Annotated in this window: 16 protein-coding genes; 11 read left to right on the top strand and 5 right to left on the bottom strand. The window is 26.4% G+C overall.

The features are described from left to right. Positions 1-22 precede the first annotated feature (22 nt). The 4 genes from ACYUE0_RS08590 to ACYUE0_RS08575 all read left to right on the top strand — a co-directional run bounded on the left by ACYUE0_RS08590 (position 23) and on the right by ACYUE0_RS08575 (position 3790). The gene (locus ACYUE0_RS08590) at positions 23-319 is read left to right on the top strand and encodes a rhodanese-like domain-containing protein (protein WP_061995541.1); all 297 of its coding nucleotides are present in this window, start codon (positions 23-25) and stop codon (positions 317-319) included. A gap of 166 nt (positions 320-485) precedes the next feature. Next, on the top strand, positions 486-665 hold the full coding sequence (locus ACYUE0_RS08585; protein WP_061995540.1) for a hypothetical protein: 180 nt from the start codon (positions 486-488) through the stop codon (positions 663-665). 527 nt (positions 666-1192) lie between these two features. Then, positions 1193-2494 (top strand): helix-turn-helix domain-containing protein, encoded by a 1302-nt coding sequence (locus ACYUE0_RS08580; protein WP_061995539.1) that lies wholly within the window; start codon positions 1193-1195, stop codon positions 2492-2494. A gap of 15 nt (positions 2495-2509) precedes the next feature. Then, a complete protein-coding gene (locus ACYUE0_RS08575; protein ID WP_061995538.1) occupies positions 2510-3790 on the top strand; it encodes a helix-turn-helix domain-containing protein in 1281 nt (426 codons plus the stop codon). A 42-nt stretch (positions 3791-3832) separates the two neighbouring features. On the opposite strand, the gene ACYUE0_RS08570 is transcribed toward ACYUE0_RS08575, so the two are convergent. Next, entirely contained in the window at positions 3833-4564 is a 732-nt protein-coding gene (locus ACYUE0_RS08570) for a type 1 glutamine amidotransferase (protein WP_199869747.1), read from the bottom strand. 14 nt (positions 4565-4578) lie between these two features. After that, positions 4579-5937, bottom strand: coding sequence for a Mur ligase family protein (locus ACYUE0_RS08565; protein ID WP_061995536.1), 1359 nt, complete (start codon positions 5935-5937; stop codon positions 4579-4581). A 316-nt stretch (positions 5938-6253) separates the two neighbouring features. Here ACYUE0_RS08565 and ACYUE0_RS08560 point away from each other — a divergent pair, with 316 nt between their 5' ends. Both ACYUE0_RS08560 and ACYUE0_RS08555 read left to right on the top strand, forming a co-directional pair. Further along, positions 6254-7945 carry a tetratricopeptide repeat protein gene (locus ACYUE0_RS08560; RefSeq protein ID WP_460270219.1) on the top strand — a complete coding sequence of 564 codons (1692 nt, stop codon included), beginning with the start codon at positions 6254-6256 and terminating at the stop codon, positions 7943-7945. Between the two features lie 192 nt (positions 7946-8137). Beyond that, complete coding sequence (locus tag ACYUE0_RS08555) at positions 8138-9394, top strand: aminopeptidase P family protein (RefSeq protein WP_460270218.1); 1257 nt, start codon at positions 8138-8140, stop codon at positions 9392-9394. A gap of 21 nt (positions 9395-9415) precedes the next feature. Here the strand turns inward: ACYUE0_RS08555 and ACYUE0_RS08550 are convergent, their stop codons facing one another. From ACYUE0_RS08550 to pflB, 3 genes are all read right to left on the bottom strand, one after another. Further along, a complete protein-coding gene (locus tag ACYUE0_RS08550; RefSeq protein ID WP_061995533.1) occupies positions 9416-9892 on the bottom strand; it encodes a YbjN domain-containing protein in 477 nt (158 codons plus the stop codon). A 215-nt stretch (positions 9893-10107) separates the two neighbouring features. Next, positions 10108-10839 (bottom strand): pyruvate formate-lyase-activating protein, encoded by a 732-nt coding sequence (gene pflA / locus ACYUE0_RS08545; RefSeq protein ID WP_061995532.1) that lies wholly within the window; start codon positions 10837-10839, stop codon positions 10108-10110. Positions 10840-11081: 242 nt separating this feature from the next. Continuing rightward, positions 11082-13310, bottom strand: coding sequence for a formate C-acetyltransferase (gene pflB, locus ACYUE0_RS08540; RefSeq protein WP_061995531.1), 2229 nt, complete (start codon positions 13308-13310; stop codon positions 11082-11084). A gap of 783 nt (positions 13311-14093) precedes the next feature. Here pflB and ACYUE0_RS08535 point away from each other — a divergent pair. The 5 genes from ACYUE0_RS08535 to lonB all read left to right on the top strand — a co-directional run bounded on the left by ACYUE0_RS08535 (position 14094) and on the right by lonB (position 20436). Beyond that, positions 14094-14894: a hypothetical protein gene (locus ACYUE0_RS08535; RefSeq protein WP_460270217.1), complete on the top strand. Its 801-nt coding sequence runs from the start codon at positions 14094-14096 to the stop codon at positions 14892-14894. Positions 14895-15133: 239 nt separating this feature from the next. After that, positions 15134-16426, top strand: a complete 1293-nt coding sequence (tig, locus tag ACYUE0_RS08530; protein ID WP_061995529.1) for a trigger factor — start codon at positions 15134-15136, stop codon at positions 16424-16426. 160 nt (positions 16427-16586) lie between these two features. After that, positions 16587-17171: an ATP-dependent Clp endopeptidase proteolytic subunit ClpP gene (gene clpP / locus ACYUE0_RS08525; protein WP_061995528.1), complete on the top strand. Its 585-nt coding sequence runs from the start codon at positions 16587-16589 to the stop codon at positions 17169-17171. A gap of 20 nt (positions 17172-17191) precedes the next feature. Then, positions 17192-18484 carry an ATP-dependent Clp protease ATP-binding subunit ClpX gene (clpX, locus tag ACYUE0_RS08520; RefSeq protein WP_061995527.1) on the top strand — a complete coding sequence of 431 codons (1293 nt, stop codon included), beginning with the start codon at positions 17192-17194 and terminating at the stop codon, positions 18482-18484. A 263-nt stretch (positions 18485-18747) separates the two neighbouring features. Further along, complete coding sequence (lonB, locus tag ACYUE0_RS08515) at positions 18748-20436, top strand: ATP-dependent protease LonB (protein WP_460270215.1); 1689 nt, start codon at positions 18748-18750, stop codon at positions 20434-20436. The last annotated feature ends 145 nt before the right edge of the window (positions 20437-20581 follow it).

The following is a 20581-nucleotide window of genomic DNA, read 5'->3' as shown; positions in this document are numbered from 1 at the left end:
AGTATAAGGTGGATGGTAACATATGAATAATATAGACGTTAAACAATTGATGGAAAAAATAATTAGCAAAGAAAATATAGTTGTATTGGATGTTAGAAGTAGAGTTCAATATAATGAAGATCATATTAAAGGAGCGATAAACATTCCCATGTCCAATTTAGCTATAGAGGCAGATAATTTAGATATAGATAAAGAAATTGTAGTTTATTGCAATAGCGGAAAAGTTAGTATTGGAGCAACACTTTTTCTTTTAGATAAAGGATTTAATGTAAAAAATTTAAAAGGTGGATTTGAAGTGTATAAAAAAATTACTAATTAAATATTATATGAAATGTTTAGCTTATATTGGATTCAATAAATCATAGTATAATTAAAACTTAGGTTATTAATTTTAAATTTTATTTATTTAGGAATTAATTTGATAAAATCGTACAAAATAGTACTATTAGATTTGATATGTATTAAATTTTTTAGGAGGGATAAAGTTGAAATTAATAAAAGTGATGGCAAAAATGGTTTTGACTGCAACAGTGACTATGGTAGCTATAGAATCTATGAAACCTAATATAAATAGAAGAACAAAAAGAAAAATAAAAAGATGTATGAAAGTTACTAAAAGTATGATAGATACATTTTATAATAATGCTATGCTATTATTGGATTAAAAATATCATATATAATAAAAATACTTTTAAATTTAAAATTTAAAAGTATTTTTAATTTTAAACATATTAACAAAAAGTTAATAAAATAGTTTATAATAATAAATATAACAAATAAATTATAATTTAATTATAATTTGTAAAAAAACATAAAAAAAACTAAAAAATTGTTATAATTAATTTTAGAATCTTAAAAATGGATTAAATATTTTGTGCTACTATAATATTTTATGTAATAAATATATATCTTTTAATATATTTATTTCATAAAATAATAGTTTATCTATAAATTTTATGAAAAAATCAGATGTTTCTTTATAAAAATATAAATTTAAAGAATAAGTTCAGAAAATCTACAAAAATTGTTAAAATTTCTATATATTCTTAGGAAATCTTTTATACATATGTTATAATTAAATATGAAAATTTATAAAATTCAATAAATTATAAAATTAATATAAAATAACTAAAAATTATGTTAATAATGGTCAATTAACAATAATAAATTACTTGTAAAGGGTGCGTGATTTATGAAGATATTATCTTTGGGAGAGAAAGTTAAGCTTAGAAGGAAACAGCTAGATTTAACATTAAAGAACTTAGCAGGGGATAGAATAACTGCAGGACAGATAAGTTTAGTAGAATCAGGAAAGTCTAATCCAAGCATGGATTTATTAGAATATTTAGCAAGTGCTTTAGATGTAACAGTAGAGTATCTAATGGAAACAGAGGAAACACAAGCTCAAAAAATATGTACCTATTATGAAAATATAGCTGAGTCTAAAATATTAATTGGAGAATTAGAAGAGGCTCAAAATCATATAGAAATATCTATAAAATATGCAGAAGAATATAAATTAGAGATGCAAAAGGGGAAAAATTTATATTTAAAAGGTCTCATTCATACTAAAAAGGGTGAGTATGATAAGGCTCAAGAGGATTTACTTACTTCAAATAATATTTTTATAAAGAATAATTCAGTAGATAACATAATAGCTACATTCATATTATTAGGTAAAATAACTTTAGAGTTAAAAGCATATCATTCAGCTTATAGTTATTTTCAACAGGCAGAAAAAGTGTATGAAGATAGTAATATAGGCAATGATTTTTTAATTGGAGAAATTAATTATTATATATCATTAACGTATTTTAAAATAGGAGAAATGGACAAGTCTTATGAATATGCTTTAAGAGCCGAGGAGACCTTTAAAAATTTAGACAACAAAAAAAAGTATGGTAAAAAGATGTTAGAGTTAGCACAACAATATTGCGAAAATAATAATATTAATGAGGCTATTAAATATTCAGAATATAGTTTAAAGATATTTAGTGGGCTAAAGGATAATTATTACTTTTCAAAAATAGAAAATAATTTAGGAAAAATATTTTCAGATTTTAATAGTCTAGAACAATCTTTTGATCATTTATATAGGGCAAAGGATATGAGGGAGAAGACTAAAGATTCTAAAATAATAGAAACACTATGTAATATTTGTGATAACTATATAAAACTAAAAAATGAAACTAAAGCAAAAGAAACTTTAGATGAAATATTAATGCACATAGAAAAAGGAGAAGAAAAATCTTTATGTGATTACTACTTATTAAAATATAAAGTGGAATTATTAGAAGGAAAGCTAGAAAGTGCAGAAAATACTTTGATTCAAACTCTTAATTACGTAAAGAAATTGAACTTCTTAAAAGAATATGCAGAAATATCTTTAATATTAGGGAAATTTTATGTGGATAATGGCCGAGAAAATGAAGCTGAGAAATGTTTAAATGATGGTATAAAAGTTTTAAATGAATTAAATTTTTTAGAGAATTAGTGAGTAGGTGAGAAGATGACATCAGAAATATTATCTATAGGAGAGAAAATAAAAAGGTCAAGAATATACAAGGGGTTAACTTTAAAAGAAATTTGTGAAGAGAAAATTTCAGTTTCTAAAATGAGTTGTATAGAGAATAATAAAGTAGATGCTGAAGAATGGATATTAGAATATATAAGTGAAAAGTTAGAATTAGATATTAACTATTTAAAACATGATGTAAAAAAGCAGTTAATAGACAATATTGAAGTTTTTCGAAGCTGTAAAGAAACCAATAATTATTATGACGAGTATTTTGATGATATTGAATATAATCTAGAGTACGCTGAAAAATATGCTTATTATGAGTTATGTTGTGAAATAATGCATTTGTTCTTTTCTGCGCATATATTTAAACGTAATTTTGATGAGTTAAGAAAACTTATACCGCGATATTATGATTTTTGTAAAAGGGCGCACAATGAATTATATCAACTAAAATATTATGTTGATGTAGGCGTGTATTTATCTTTAAATGGAGAACAAAGACAAGCTATAAGCTATTACAATAGCGTAAGAACTAGATTAAAAGAATTAGATGTAGAAGACAAACTGGATCTTATAAGAACAACTTATAATGAAGGTTCAGCTTATATGATGTTAAGTGAATATGAAAAGGCGTCAGAAATTTGTGAAGAACTAAAATCTATGATTAAATATTGTGAAAATAAAAAAATTGAAGGAGCAATATATAATTTATGTAGCTTATTAGCATTACATTTAGAAAATTATGATGAATTTGAGGCATATAAAAATAAGGTTTTTAAGCTATATAAAAATGATTACGAGAAATATGCTAGTTGTTTGCATAATTTTGGAGAAGTTTTAATAAGAAATAAAAAAATAGATTTGGGAGAAAATTGTATTAGAGAGAGTTTGAAAATATTTCCAAGGGAAAATAAAGAAAAGCTATGTATATTTTTAATAGCAAATTTAGAAGCATTAATTGAAAATAAAATGTTAGGATTGGCAAAAGAAGTTTCAAATGAACTTTTAACTTATGCTATAAATTTAGATAGTTCCAAATTTATAGAGAGTGCATATTATTATAAAGCTATATTATTACAGTTAGAAGGAGACTATGCTGCTTCAGAAACATATATGAATTTATCATTAGATGCACTGTTAAAGTGTGGTTATAAGGATAAAATATATAAAAGATATTTACAAATGGGAAACATGTATCATAAGTTAGGGGAAGTATCTGAATCAATAAAATTTTTAAATTTAGCAATGCAATTAGAGAAAAAAATTTAATTAGAAAAAGCTATGAAATTAATTTAATTTCATAGCTTTTTGTTATTTGTTTAGTTCTCTATCAATAATAAATTCTTTAGCTTTAATTTCGAAAGTATCATCTAATTTTGTTAAAGCAACTTCAGCATCTTTATATTTATTATCTAAAGCAATTTTAAGCAGTCTGTCTGCTAGTTCAGGATTTTTTGATAATAAACTACCATGGAAGTAAGTGCAGTATGTATTTTTGTAGATGCAACCTTCTTTTTTATCGTCACCATTATTACCATAACCTGCTTTTACTGAACCAAGTGGTTTTAATCCATTTGTATAAGTTCTTCCTGAATGATTCTCAAAGCCTACATAGGTTTCATCAAACTCTTCATTATATATAACTGTATTGCCTATAAATCTCGTATTACCAGCTTCAGTATATATATCTAGAGCGCCTAGACCTTCTAATTTGTCACCTTCAGGTGTTGTATAATATTTACCTAAAAGTTGGTAACCACCACAAATACATAAGAATACTTTCCCATTTTCTATATAAGATTTAATACTATCTTTTTTATAATTTATTAAATCGGTGGATACAATTGATTGTTCATAGTCTTGGCCACCGCCAAAAAATACTATATCATATTTATCTGCCTCAAATTCATCACCAACAGAAACATTTATTATATTAACTTTTATGTCCCTTTGATTAGCTCTATGCTTTAAAATTAAAACATTACCAACATCACCATAAACATTTAACAAATCAGGATACAAATGACATATATTTAGTTCCATTAAATCACCTTGCCTTACCATATTTTATCGATATAACCTTTGTTGTGAAGAGTTTTTCTTATATTAAGCATAGCTGTATAAGTAGCTAAAATATAAGTAGTTTCAGTATCTAAAGATTTTATATGTTCTATTAGTCTATCTCCGTCATCACATAATGTAAATTTATTAGTATCAAATCCAGCTATTTTTAATCTTACAGCCATATCATATAATCTAGTTCCAGAAATTAAAATATTATTTATATCTAATTCATTTAATTTTTCAAAGTTTACATCCCATATCCAAGAAACATCTCGACCATCTGCATACTTGTCATTAAGCAATAAAGCAAGATTAATTTCTTTTTTATCTAACATTATTGTATTTACCGCTTGATCATATCCAGCAGGATTTTTAACTAAAATTATTTTGACTTCTTTTCCATCTATGTTTATTGTTTCTTGTCTTCCAAAACTTGTAGATTGATTTTCAAGTGAAGAAAATATAATTTTATCATCTATACCTAATTCTTTTCCGATAGAATAAGCACACAGACCATTGTAAATGTTATATTCTCCGGCTTGATTTATAGTAAGTTGATTATTGTTTACAATGACTGTAGAGCCTTTTGGATTTAAATCTAAAATTTCTTCAACTTTATATTTTAGGTCGGGACGTTTATATCCGCAATTTTCACAGTAATAATATCCTAAATGATTATAAGTTACAAATTCATATTTATAAGGTGACTTACAACATTTACAGAATTTATTATCAGAGTTCATAGAAAGAGTTATATCTTTATTTATAGGAACTTCAAAACCATAATAAATAACAGGGTTTTTTACATCTAATTTTCCAAAAAGAGATTCATCACCATTTAATACTAAAGTAGTATCAGGAGTTTTTTCAACACCGTTAAATATTTTAGAAAATGTAGTATGAATTTCACCATATCTATCTAATTGATCTCTAAATAGATTAGTTACAGTTATAATTTTAGGCTTAACATCTTCAGTTACTATTGGTACATAAGCTTCGTCAACTTCAATAACAGCATATTTATCTTTATTACTCTTAAAGAATTTATAATTATCAATAAAGCAAGAAGTAATTCCTGCAACCATATTAGCACCTGTATTATTAGTGATAACATGATTGTTATCACTTTTTATTATGTTATAGATCATATTAGTAGTTGTTGTTTTACCATTTGTTCCAGTAACTAGTATAACATTGTAGTCTTTAGCCACTGTTTTTAAAATGTGTTTGTCAAACTTTAGCGCAACTGCACCTGGAAAGTTTGAACCCCCTTTAGAAAGCAACTTAGAAAGAAATTTAGCGGTTTTCGCTGTAATTATACTTAAAAAAGAATTAATCTTAATTTTAAACACTCCCTTAACTTAAATTATCTTTAGATTACAAATTATATTTGTCTTTTACAATATACTATTTTAAAAAATATGTAAATAATAAAATGTGAAATTTTCAAATAAAATACTAATAATTGATAACTAAATTATATATACGAGTATTATAACATTTTATAAAAAGCTTTTCTATACTATGAAGTTTTTGAGAATGTTTAATAAAAATTAAACATCTAATAAAAAATATGCACTCAATAGTATATGGTAAGTTAAACAAGTGGATTTTTTTATGTAGCTTTGGTAAAATAATGTTGATTTAATGTTTATAAGGAGGTTTTTTATGAGGAAAAAGCTATATGGCAATAAAAATATGCTACTCGTTGCTATAATAGGCCTATTAGCTATATTAATCGTATTAATTGTAAAAAATAAAACCGATTTAAAAAAATATAGTGAAAAAGGAAATGAATATTTTTATTCATCTAACTTTGAAGAATCCATAAAAGTTTATGAATCAATAAATAAAACGGATAAAAGGTCAGCAATTTGGCCAGCAAAGATAAGTGAATTATATTTACTACAAGATGACAATGAAAATGCCGAAAAATATATGAAAGTTGCAATGGAAAAAGAAGATAAAAGTGGAGATGCTCACTCAATTTTATTAAATAATGAATTTTTAAATTTAAAAGAAAAATTTGTTGAAAATAGAATTAGCGAAGAGGATTACACTGAAATTTTTAAGCATGCAAAAGAAGATTTAGATATGTATCCTGAAAATAATGACATAAAGAGAGTGGCTTTTGCCATATATTTATTTCATGGAGATAGTATAAATGCAAAAAAAATAATAGATAGTTATGCTACTAAAAGTTTTACAGCATCTGAGCTCTGTGATAAGGCAATGATGTATTTTCAGCTAAATGATTCAAAAAGTGCATTTTCAACATTAATTGAAGCTTATGAATTAGATAAAAATGAGATGAAAATATATGATGTTGTATATGAGGCATATATGTCTAATGGAAATCTTTTAAATGAACTTATCAATTTAGCAAATGAAAATAATAGTGAATTATTTTATAAATTAGCATTGATTAAAATATATGTATCAAATATTGATTTAAATAAAGGTGAAGATTTATTAAATGAAATAGGAGGTATGAAGATAGAAAACAACTTTATAATTCCTCAATTATTAATGGTAGAACTTTTAAATAATAAATGCGAATTTGATAAAGAAGAGAAGATAATATATGATTTATTAAATAATCATAGTGATAATTATAAAGTAAATTATTTAACAGCTTGTTATTGGTTAAACAAAAATGATATAGAAAAGGCAATTAAATATTTTAAGATCGCAATAAAACAAAATGAAAAATATTTGCCACTATATACTAAATTAGCTCCGGATATATTAGAAATGAAAGGTGAACCTAATAAAGCAATTCCATATTTACATTATGCAATATACTATGAACCATATAATCCCTTAACATATGTTAATAGTGGTTATTATAATTTATATAGTATGAACAATAGTGTTAATGCTTTAGAACACTTTAAAATAGCTCAGGTGTTTAATGAAGATGATTTAGAACTTAAATATCAAACAGCATTAGTATATTTATCAAATCATAATTATAATGAGGCTATAGAGATGTTAAATATATGTATTGAAAAGGATAGTAAGAATATAAAATATCATAGAACATTGGGAACTACTTATGTTATATCAAAGAGACAAGATGAGGCTATAAAAGAAATTAATGAAGCTTATGAATTAGATAAAAGTAATATATTAACTTTAAATAACTTGGGTTGTTATTATATTACTGTAGAAGGGGATATAGAAAAATCATTTAAAAATATAGAATTAGCATTTAAAAGTTTAAAAGAAGAGCATGATGAATATACAGTAAAAACAATAACGGAAAATTATAATAAAATAATAGACTTAAAGAAAAAATATGAAAAAGGAAAAGAAAACGAAGTTATAGAAATACCAGACTTTGTTATGTTTTATTAGTGAATTAATTTAAAATTTAAATTTAATAAAAACATCTTAAAATAAAAATAATTTATTTTAAGATGTTTTTTTATTGCATAAATGTAGTAATTTATAAAATAAAAAATTTTCTGTTAATTTAACGAATACATAGTGTTATAATTAAATATAAAGTATATTTAGAAAATTATATTTTGTATTTGGAGGGTTAAAATGAATAAAGAATTTTTTAAAAAAAATAGGAAACAATTTTTAGAAGAATTGAATGATAATTCAATAACAGTACTATTCTCAGGAGATTCTCCTTTTAAATCAGCAGATTATAAGTATAGATTTGAACCTAATAGAAATTTTTACTATATTACTGGGTTCCAAAGAGAAAATGCAATTTACATGGTATTAAAAGAAAATGGTAAAATTATAGAAAATTTTTATATTGAAAGACAAGACCCGGAAATGATTAAATGGATAGGAAAAAAACCTACTATAGAAGAAAGTAAAGAAATAACAGGAATAGACAACATTAAATATAATGATAACTTTAAAGAAGATTTTTCAAGGATAGGTCGTGTAAGTAGTTGCTGCTATGAAACAATTTATTTAGATTTAGAAAAAAGAGAGTATGATACAATATCTACAAAATCGAATGAGTTTGCTATAGACATTATAAAAAAATATCCTTATCTTACAGTGAAAAATGTATACGGCAAAATAGCAGATTTAAGAGTTGTAAAAAAACCAGAAGAAGTGGAGTTAATAAAAGAAGCCATAAAAATAACTAAAGAAGGTATATATTCTATATTTAAGAATAGTAAAGAAGAAATATCAGAATGTGAATTAGAAGCACATTTTGATTATGAGCTAAGGAAAAGAGGTATAAGACATACTGCATTTGATACTATTATAGGTTCAGGTATAAATGGGACTATACTTCATTATGTAGAAAATAATTGTAAAATAGAAAAAGATAGCCTAGTGTTGCTAGATTTAGGAGCACAATATAAATTATACAATGGTGATATTTCACGTACTTTTCCAGCCAGTGGTAAGTTTACAGAAAGACAAAAGGCAGTTTACAATGCAGTATTAAGTGCAATGAAAAAGGTTGAGGCAACCGCTAAAGCAGGAATAAAAATGGCTGATTTAGAAAAAGTAGCTATGGATGAACTAGGAAAGGGTTGTGTAGAGTTAGGGCTCATAAAAGATAAGTCAGAAGTAAGAAAATACTATTTCCATTCAATTGGACACTACTTAGGTTTAGATACTCATGATGTAGGAACATATGACAAAGTTTTAGAAGAAGGTACAGTTATAACAAATGAACCAGGAATTTATATAGAAGAAGAAGGAATAGGAGTAAGAATAGAAGATGATTTATTAATAACTAAAGATGGATGTATTAATTTATCTAAAGATATAATAAAAGAAGTAGAGGAAATTGAAGAATTTATGGCAGAAAATAAGCAATAAAAGAGAGGATTATCCTCCCTTTTATTGCTTTAAGTTTACTATTTTACTTTTTAAATTAATAGAAGATCTTATTTTTTCATATTCTTCTTCGATTGCATGGAACATTACAGTTAATGTTTCAAAAACTATTTCTGCATTGAAATTATTGTTAAAAGGTATGCTAGATTTAGCATTAACTACGTTATCATTTTCATAAAATGATATATATTTATATGTTGAATTTAATTCATTAAATAGCTTATAAAGTTCAATTTTGTTATCTTCTTGTGGGATACTTGTGATATGAAATATATAAATATCAGCTAAGGTATCATCATCAGTTAATGAAATAACAGCTCTTTTTTCAATTCCTCCACCTAAAACCGGTCTTTCAACACCATTTATAGTTAATTTTTCTGGAAAAGAAAAAATAGTTACATTATCTATATTCATTCCTTTATTCATCGGTATTTTTCTAGTCTCAAGAAAACCTTCAAAATTTGTAGAATTATTTCTCATTAATAAAATCCCCCTTAAATGTAGAAATAAATTATGTGATTATTCAAAAAATGGGCATGTATTTATATCATTATCTCATAAAGAATAAAATAAGTAAATAAATATTATATTATAAAATATTAAAAAATATTACCAAAATGTGGATAAAACTGTTGATAATGTGGAAAACTTAAACCGGTATTTAAAATAAAAAAATAAAGAAGCGATATGCTCCTTTATTTTTTATCAAAATTAACTTTAGAAACTAAATAATTTTGTAATTCAGTATTTCTTTCTTTATCCATTGGAGGAACACCATCAAGTTTATATTTTATACCTAAAACTTCGTACTTATTCACTCCAAGAAGGTGATAAGGTAAAAGATCTATTCTGTCAACATTAGGTATTTCCTCATTTATTATTTTAGCTAATTTATCCATATGTTCTATTGAGTCAGTATACCCAGGAACTACAACATGTCTTATCCAAACTCTACAATCACTATTTTTAAGTGCTTTTATAAATAAGTTAACTCCTTCGGTGTTAGAGCCAGTCAATGTTAAATATCCATCACTATCTTCATGTTTTAAATCAAGCAAAACTAAATCAGTATACTTTAAAATTTCTTCATAATTTCCATTGCCATATCCAGCAGTATCTATTGTTGTATGTATACCCTTAGCTTTACATTTTTTTAGAGCTTCTAGTAAGAATTCAGGTTGAACTAGAGGGTCACCACCAGAAAATGTAATGCCACCACCAGATCTTTGAAAAAATGGCTTAAATCTCTCAACTTTAGCTACTAAATCATCAGCAGTCATTTCTTCGCCACCATTTAAGGTCCATGTGTCTGGATTGTGGCAATAAGCACATCTTAATTTACAACCTTGCATAAATACTACAACTCTTATACCTGGACCATCAACAAGTCCCATACTTTCAATTGAATGAATTTTTCCTTTTACCATAATTATTCTTCTCCTTATAAGGCTTTATTAGTTTTATATGTGTTATTGAGATATATTAAAAAAACTATTAAAATATTGTAGGGATAAAGAGTATCCATTTATACATAAAAATTTTAAAAAATAAAAAGCCATTTTAACTTAAAAGCATCTAAGTTTTTAGCTTCTTTATATAATAACTTTTTTAATATATCAGAGTTGCTTTAAATACAAGCAACTCTGATAATAGTCATAGTAATATTAAATTAGATTGATTTGTGGAATGTTCTGCTTATAACTTCTAATTGTTGAGCTTTAGTTAGTCTATTGAAGTTAACTGCATATCCAGAAACTCTGATTGTTAGAGTTGGATATTTATCTGGATTCTCCATAGCATCTAATAGAGTTTCTCTATTTAATACGTTAACGTTTAGGTGGAACGCACTTTGAGAGAAGTATCCATCCATGATTGATGCTAAGTTGATTTTTCTTTCATCTTCAGTTTTTCCAAGTGCATCTGGAATTATAGAGAATGTGTTAGAAATACCGTCTTGGCAAGCATTTCTATATGGTAATTTAGCAACTGAGTTTAATGATGCTAAAGCACCGTTACAATCTCTTCCATGCATTGGGTTAGCTCCTGGAGCAAATGCTTCACCAGATTTTCTTCCGTCTGGAGTAGCTCCTGTTTTCTTACCATAAACAACGTTAGAAGTTATTGTTAATGCAGATAAAGAATGTTCAGCATCTCTGTAAGTTGGGTGTTTCTTTAACATTTCAGAGAATACATTTAATAATTCTACTGCTAAATCGTCAACTCTATCATCGTCATTTCCGTATTTAGGGAAGTCTCCTTCGATTTCGAAGTCCATAGCTATTCCTTCTTCATTTCTTATAGGTTTAACTTTAGCATATTTTATAGCACTTAATGAGTCAGCAACAACTGATAATCCAGCAACTCCGAATGCCATGAATCTCTTAATATCAGTGTCATGTAATGCCATTTGTCCAGCTTCATAAGCATATTTATCATGCATGAAGTGAATTGTGTTCATTGTGTTTACATATAACTCAGCAATGTATTCTAAAACATTGAAGTAAGCAGCTTTGATTGTTTTGTAATCAAGTACTTCATCAGTTATTTTGTTTAATCCTTCGATTACAACTTTTCCTTTTTTCTCATCAACTCCGCCGTTGATAGTGTATAGTAAAGCTTTAGCTAAGTTTACTCTAGCTCCGAAGAACTGCATTCTCTTACCAATCTCCATAGCAGATACACAGCAAGCTATACCATAGTCATCTCCGTATATTGGTCTCATTATATCATCATTCTCATATTGGATTGCTCCAGTTTGAATTGACATTTTAGCACAGTACTCTTTGAAGTTCTTAGGTAATTTTTCAGACCATAAAACTGTCATATTTGGTTCTGGTGCTGGATCTAGGTTAGTTAATGTGTGTAAGTATCTGAAAGAGTTTTTAGTTACTAATGGCTGACCATTTACAGATACTCCAGCGATAGACTCAGTTATCCAGTTAGGATCTCCAGCAAATAATTCATTATATTCAGGAGTTCTTAAGTGTCTAGCAAGTCTTAATTTGATTATGAATTGATCAATTATTTCTTGAGCTTCAGCTTCAGTTATAACTCCTGCTTCTAAATCTCTTTCCATGTATATATCAAGGAATGTGCTTGTTCTGCCTAAAGACATTGCAGCACCATTATTCTCTTTTATAGCAGCTAAATATCCAAAGTATACAGCTTGAACTGCTTCTTTAGCATTTGAAGATGGCTTAGATATATCTACTCCATAAGATGAAGCCATAGCTTTTATTTCACTAAGAGCTCTTATTTGCTCATTAACTTCTTCTCTTTTTCTTAGTAATTCTTCTAAAGCAGGTCCTACTAAAGCATTTAAGTCAGCTTTCTTTTGCTCTATTAAGAAATCTATTCCATAAAGAGCAATTCTTCTGTAGTCACCTATAATTCTTCCTCTACCATAAGCATCTGGAAGACCAGTTAATAAACCAACACTTCTAGCAGCTCTTGTTTCTTTACTATAAGCATCAAAAACACCTTGGTTGTGAGTTTTTCTATATTTATTGAAGTATTTTGTAATATCTTCATTTAATTTGTATCCATATGCTTCTAGTGATTGCTCAACCATTCTGAATCCTCCGAATGGGTTAACAATTCTCTTAAGTGGAGCATCTGTTTGTAATCCAACGATTACTTCATTATCTTTGTCGATATATCCTGGTGCAAAATTGTTAATTCCAGAAACTTCATTAACCTCTACATCAATTATACCTTTTTTTATTTCTTCTATTATTAGAGCATGAGCTTTTTCCCAAACTTTTTCAGTCTTTGGAGTCATTCCAACTAAGAAAGACTCGTCTCCCTCATATAATGAATAGTTTTTTTGAATGAAATCTCTAACGTTAATTTCTTCTTTCCAAAGCTCACCTTTGAAATTTTCCCATTGTTTAAACATTTACTATTCCTCCTTAATATATTACAAGTGATTACGGTTTAAATCATCACATTTTAAAGAAATAAAATATAATGATAATAACTTTTTTTGTTGTAATTTATATTTAAGTTTTGCTTCTGTTACAATTGTATTACTAATACAGAAATAAATCAATATGTTTTCAAATTGTCAGAAAAAATAATTTCAAATAACAATTATTATTCAATGCAAAAACAATGTAAAACTTTAGGAAAATAGGGAAAAATGGAGTAAAGGTAATATCAAAATTTATTAAATTAAATCATAAATAAGGAAAAAATGTTTTTAAATGTAAAAGAATAGCTTGATAAATGAACAGATTGTTAAAAAAAACGCAATAAAAAAATATAACAGTTTGAAAAAAACTAATACAATTAATATAACAGGTAAAAGTTATTTTTAATAATAAGTTTCAACCTAGAATTAAGTATTACCTTGAAATCTAATGATAAATTTTAAAATAGTATAATATTTAAAGAATAATTTTATTGATTTCAAAAGAGATAACAGTTAAAAAAATAAGTAAAATTTAACACAATATAAGTAATTTGGTAATAAGTTTATATATGTTAATATTATTTTAAATTTATCTATTATGGGTAAAATAGTGTAGAGATAAAATTTTAGACATAAATATACTAATTATATTAAAATAAGGTATAATAAGAAAAGAAAAGTTTAAAACTTAAATATAAGCATTGATTAAATGAGTGAATAATATGAATATTTAAATAAATTTTAAATATTTCTTAGGAGGTATTAAAATTGGGTAGAAGAAAGCCAAGTATGTTTAGTAAAAATTATGAAAAGCAAATGAAAAAAATAAAAAGAAGAAAATACATAATTTTAATATTAGCTTGTGCTTTTTTAGTTGGTGCAATAATTTTTTTAAGCACACCTATAAAAGATAAAGTTGCTAATATAGTAAAATCCAATATTAATGTATCTAAAGATGAAAATAAAGACGAAAATAAAGACGATGTGGTTAAAGAAAATGATGATTCTAATAAAAATGTAAGCAAAGAGGATAGTCCACAGAATGAAAAAGAATTGATAAAAGATGTATTAATAGAAGGAAAAAAATTAAAATTAAAATTAGATAGTAAAAAAGAAAAAATTATTTCTTTTGAAGGTATTGAAAGTTTAAAAGGGGATGTAAGTCCTAATGGAAAAAATATAGTTATTTTGAATAAAGATAGTCAAAATATGTATTTAGTTGATTGGAATGGAAACATTAAAGATGTAACCCAAAAGGAATATATTTCTGATGAAAATATATCTTTTTCAAAAGATAAAGTTATATCAGAAAATCAAGATTATATTTGGGCTGATAATCCAAAGTTTATAAATAATAATTTAATAGCATATACAAGTTACCTACCTTGGGTAATTTCAGAAAAAAATCAATATATATGGACTTTAGATATCAATTCTCTTAATAGAAATCCACATTATGAAATTTATGGAAAAAATATAAAGATGGGTAATATACAAGAAAAAGGGTTGGTTATAAACATAGATGATAAAGTTTTATTTATAGATTCACAAGGTAATATAATTTATTAATAGGAAAAATTGTAAATAATCTTGTAATTAGATATAAAAATATTGTATAATTTGAAAAAGCTTGATAAATTTCAAATTATAAACTATGATTGAAAAATAAATAGAAAATCTATTAAACAATATAATATTAGTTTGTTATAATTAGAACAAGTTAATAATTAATCTACCTAATTTGAATAATATGTGTTATAATTTATTAGGTTAATATTCATTTATATATAGTAGGAGGAAAAAGAAAAATGAACGTTAAAGTGGAAAATTTACCAAAAAGCGTTGTAAAACTAACAGTAACAGTAGAAGCAGAAAAATTTAATAGCGCTGTAAAAAAAGCATTTGCAAAAAACTCTAAGAAGTTTAATATACCAGGATTTAGAAGAGGTAAAGCACCTTATGCAATAGTAAAAAAATATTATGGAGAGTCAGTTTTATTTGAGGATGCATTAGATATAGTTTATAGAGAAACATATCCAGTAGCATTAAGTGAAAATAAAATAAATCCAGTAGATTACCCACAAATAGAAATAGAGCAAATTGGAGAAGGAAAAGATTTAATATACATAGCTAATGTACCAGTTGCTCCAGAAGTAAAACTTGGAGAATATAAAGGATTAGAAGTTAAGAAAAACGAATATAAAACAACAGATGAAGATGTTGAAAATAAAATAAAAGAAATGCAACAAAAAAATGCTAGAGTAGAAGTTAAAGAAAAAGCTATTGAAAAAGAAGATATAGCTGTTATAGACTTTAAAGGATTCGTAGAAGAAGTTCCATTTGAAGGTGGAGAAGGAAAAGATTATGAATTAGAAATTGGTTCAGGTACATTTATAGACAACTTTGAAGATCAGATAGTTGGATTAAAAGCTGGAGACAATAAAGAAGTTCATGTAACATTCCCAAAGGAATATGGAATAGAAGAATTAAATGGGAAAGAAGCAAAATTTGAAGTTGCAGTTAAAGCTGTAAAAACAAAAGAGTTACCAGCAATAGATGATGAATTTGCAAAAGAAGTTTCAGAATTTGAGACTTTAGAAGAGTTAAGAAATGATATAAAATCTAACTTGGATAAATCAAATGAATTAAGAACTGAAAGAGAATATGAAGAGGCTGTTATATCTGCAGTTGTTGAAAATGCAACAATAGATATCCCAGAATCAATGGTAAATAGAGAAATAAGCGGAATGCTAAAAGATTTAGAAACAAGATTACAATACCAAGGATTAACTCTTGAAAAATACTTCCAATTCACTAACACAAATGAAGAAGAGTTCAGAAATCAAATGAACGAAGTAGCTACAAATAAAGTTAAAACTGAAATGGTAATAGATAAAATTGCTGAAGTTGAAGAAGTTAAAGCTACAGAAGAAGAATTAAAAACTAGAGCAGAAGAAATAGCTAAAATGTACTATGGTGCAGAAGATGCTGAAAAAACAGCTGAAATGTTAATGGAAAGCCAAAAGGTATACCTAGAAGTTCAAGTTCTTGCTGAAAAAGTAAGAAAAATGTTAGTTGAAACTAGCAAAGCTACTAATTAATAGAATAACAAATTTTGTTAAAATATGATTAATTGCCAGATTTTTTTCTGGCAATTAATTTTAATAATATATAAATTATAGTTTAAACATTAAATTTATGGACAGAATTAGTTAGTGTAGTATTTGTATTATAAATATAGTACAAAAAGGAGGAAGTTGTATGAGTTTAGTACCAATGGTAGTAGAGCAAACTAATAAGGGTGAAAGATCTTATGATATTTATTCTAGACTTTTAAAAGAAAGAATAATATTTTTAGGAGAAGAGGTAAACTCTGCTACTGCAAGTTTAGTAGTTGCTCAATTATTATTTTTAGAATCAGAAGATCCAGATAAAGATATTTATCTTTATATAAATAGTCCTGGAGGATCAATAACAGATGGAATGGCTATGTATGACACTATGAACTATATAAAACCAGATGTTGTTACAATTTGTACAGGATTAGCTGCATCGATGGGAGCATTTTTATTATCATCTGGAGCTAAAGGAAAAAGATTTGCTCTTCCAAATAGTGAAATAATGATACATCAACCATTAGGTGGATTTAAAGGGCAGGCTACAGATATAGATATACATGCAAAACGTATAATAAGAATAAAAGAAACATTAAATGAGATATTAAGTAAAAATACTGGTAAGTCCCTTGAAGTAATTAAAAAAGATGTTGAAAGAGATTACTTTATGAGTGCAGAAGAAGCAAAAGAATATGGATTAATTGATGAGGTAATAATTAAAAAGAAATAGCATTTTAGAGAGGTGTAGACATGCCAAGAAATGATGAAAAGAAAAAATTTAAATGTTCTTTTTGTGGAAAAAGTGAAGAACAGGTAAAAAGACTTATAGCTGGACCAGGGGTTTATATATGTGATGAATGTATAGAATTATGCTCAGAAATCATAGTAGATGAAAGAGAAGACAGTGTTCAAATGGACATGGAAACTCTTCCGAAGCCAGCAGAAATAAAAAAATATTTAGATCAATATGTTGTTGGACAGGATGAAGCTAAAAAATCTTTATCAGTTGCTGTCTATAATCACTATAAAAGAATAAGTTCTAATGTTAGTGAGGGGGATGTTGAACTTCAAAAAAGTAATATTTTATTATTAGGACCAACAGGTTCAGGTAAGACATTACTTGCACAAACTTTAGCTAAAATGTTAAATGTACCTTTTGCTATAGCAGATGCTACTACATTGACAGAAGCTGGATATGTAGGTGAAGATGTTGAAAATATCTTACTTAAATTAATTCAAAATTCTGATTATGATGTAGAAAAGGCAGAAAAGGGTATAATATATATTGATGAAATAGACAAAATAGCAAGAAAATCTGAAAATCCATCTATAACTAGAGATGTATCAGGTGAAGGTGTACAGCAAGCATTATTAAAAATTCTAGAAGGAACAGTAGCATCTGTACCACCTCAAGGCGGAAGAAAACATCCACATCAAGAGTTTATACAAATTAATACTTCAAACATTTTATTTATATGTGGTGGAGCATTTGATGGCTTAGATAAAATAATATCTAGAAGAACTCAAAAATCATCAATGGGATTTGGTGCAGATGTTCAAACTAAAGAAGTTAAAGATATAGGAGCATTATTAAAAGAAATAATGCCAGGAGATTTGTTAAGATTTGGTTTAATACCAGAGTTTGTTGGAAGATTACCTATAATAGTAACTTTACAAGCTTTAGATGAGAGCGCGTTGGTTAGCATATTAAGTGAACCTAAAAATGCGCTTGTCAAACAATATAAAAAGCTATTTGAAATGGATGATGTATTATTAGATTTTGATGAAGAAGCATTAAAACAGATAGCTAATGAAGCAATTAAAAGAAAAACTGGAGCAAGAGGTCTTAGGGCTATAATAGAAGAAACTATGAAGGACATCATGTTTGAAATTCCTTCAAGAGAAGAAATTGAAAAAGTTATAATAACTAAAGATACTATAAAGACTAAAGAACCTGACGTTGTTATAGCTGAAAGTGGTAAAAGAGAACCTTTAAAAATTGAACCAAAAGGTAAATCTAAAAGAGGTTTAGAACCAGCATAATATTAGAAAATAATAGTAAATATTTTTAATATATATAAAGGCACTATATGTTTTATAGTGTCTTTATTTTTTTATATAATTGTTTTAATTTCATATTAAAATGTATATTTTATCCTTATGATAGCTAAGAATTTTATTTGATGAATAAGAATATTAAAGGAAAATATGAAAATAATAGTAGTATAAAAGGGAATGTGTGTACTTTTATACTACTATAAAAAAACTAAGATTCCCTAAATAAAAATTTATGGAGGATAATGTACATGATTATGGAAAATTCAACGATTTTTATTATTTTAACGGTTCATTCTATAATTATTTTTTCATTAATAATTTATATGTTTTCAAGTAAGAGCGGCATAAAAAATTCTTCATCAAATGTTAATGGCAAAAAAGAAGAGGCTCAAAAATTGGAAGAAATGAAAAGTATATCATTAACTATGCCTCTTTCAGAAAAAAGCAGGCCAACAGATTTTAATGAAATAATAGGGCAACAAAAGGGTATAAGAGCTTTAAAAGCGGCTATATGTGGACCTAATCCACAACATGTTATAATTTATGGACCACCAGGTATTGGTAAAACAGCAGCGGCAAGATTAGTTTTAGAAGAAGCTAAAAAAATAGAAAATTCACCTTTTGGTGGTTATTCTAAATTTGTAGAAATAGATGCAACAACAATAAGATTTGATGAAAGAGGAATTGCTGATCCACTTATAGGATCTGTTCATGACCCTATATATCAAGGTGCCGGACCTTTAGGGGCAGCTGGGGTACCGCAGCCTAAAATGGGAGCTGTATCTAAAGCTCATGGTGGAATTTTATTTATAGATGAGATTGGCGAATTGCATCCGATTGAAATGAATAAATTATTAAAAGTTTTAGAAGATAGAAAAGTATTTTTAGATAGTGCTTATTATAATTCAGAAGATAATAACATGCCACAATATATAAAGGATATATTTGATAATGGGTTTCCAGCAGATTTTAGACTTATAGGTGCTACAACAAGAAATCCAGAAGAAATACCTCCAGCTATAAGATCAAGATGTGTAGAAATATTTTTTAGAGCTCTTACACCAGAAGAAATAGAAATTATCGCTAATAATGCTATGAAAAAACTAGAATTAAGTTTAGAAGAAGATGCAGCAAAGTTGGTAGGGTTATATTCTTCAAATGGAAGAGATGCAGTTAATTTAATTCAATTGGCGTCAGGAATAGCTATAAATGAAAATAGAAGTTATGTAAGTGTTGAAGATGTTGAATGGGTTATTGAAAATGGTCATTATAGTAAGAGACCTATAAAAAAAGTAAAAACTGTACCTATGATAGGAAATGTAAATGGTTTAGCTGTATATGGAGCTAATATAGGAGCATTAATGGAAATAGAGGCAACAGCAATGAAAGTTAAGTCTCGTATGGGAAAGATTAAAATAACAGGAATAGTTGAGGAGGAGGAAATTAAAGATAATAACAAGAAAATAAAGAGAAAGAGTACAGTAGCTTCTTCACTAGAAAATGTAATTACTGTTATTGAAAAAACTTTTTCGCTGAATGTAAATGAATATGATATACATGTAAATTTCCCAGGTGGAACTCCAGTAGATGGTCCATCAGCAGGGGTAAGTATAGCTACTGCTATATATAGTGCTATAACTGGAAATAAAGTAAATAATAAAGTTGCTATGACTGGTGAAATATCTATTTATGGTCTTGTGATGCCCGTAGGAGGAGTAAGTTCTAAAATTCAAGCGGCTATAAAAGCTGGAGCTACAAGGATAATTATTCCTAAAGAAAATTGGCAAGAAAGTTTTAGTCAGATTAAAGGTGTTGATATTATACCAGTAAGTCATATAAAAGAAGTAATAAGAATTTCAATAGTAAACCAAGATTATGAAACAGTAGATATGAATGTTCAAGGTGACTTAGATATATTAACTGCTAAATCTATATAGTTAATAAAATATAAGGTATATTTAATTAAGTAACAGTTCTCTTACATATTTAATTGAAAGCATATATATTTAAAGAATATACAATTGGTGTTACTTATCAATTGAAAAAAATCTTAATTATGGTTATAATATATTAGTCTATTTA

Source organism: Clostridium sp. CTA-19 (assembly GCF_054767855.1).
Note: the sequence above shows the minus strand (reverse complement) of the source record. Positions and strands in the feature narration are given on the sequence as shown.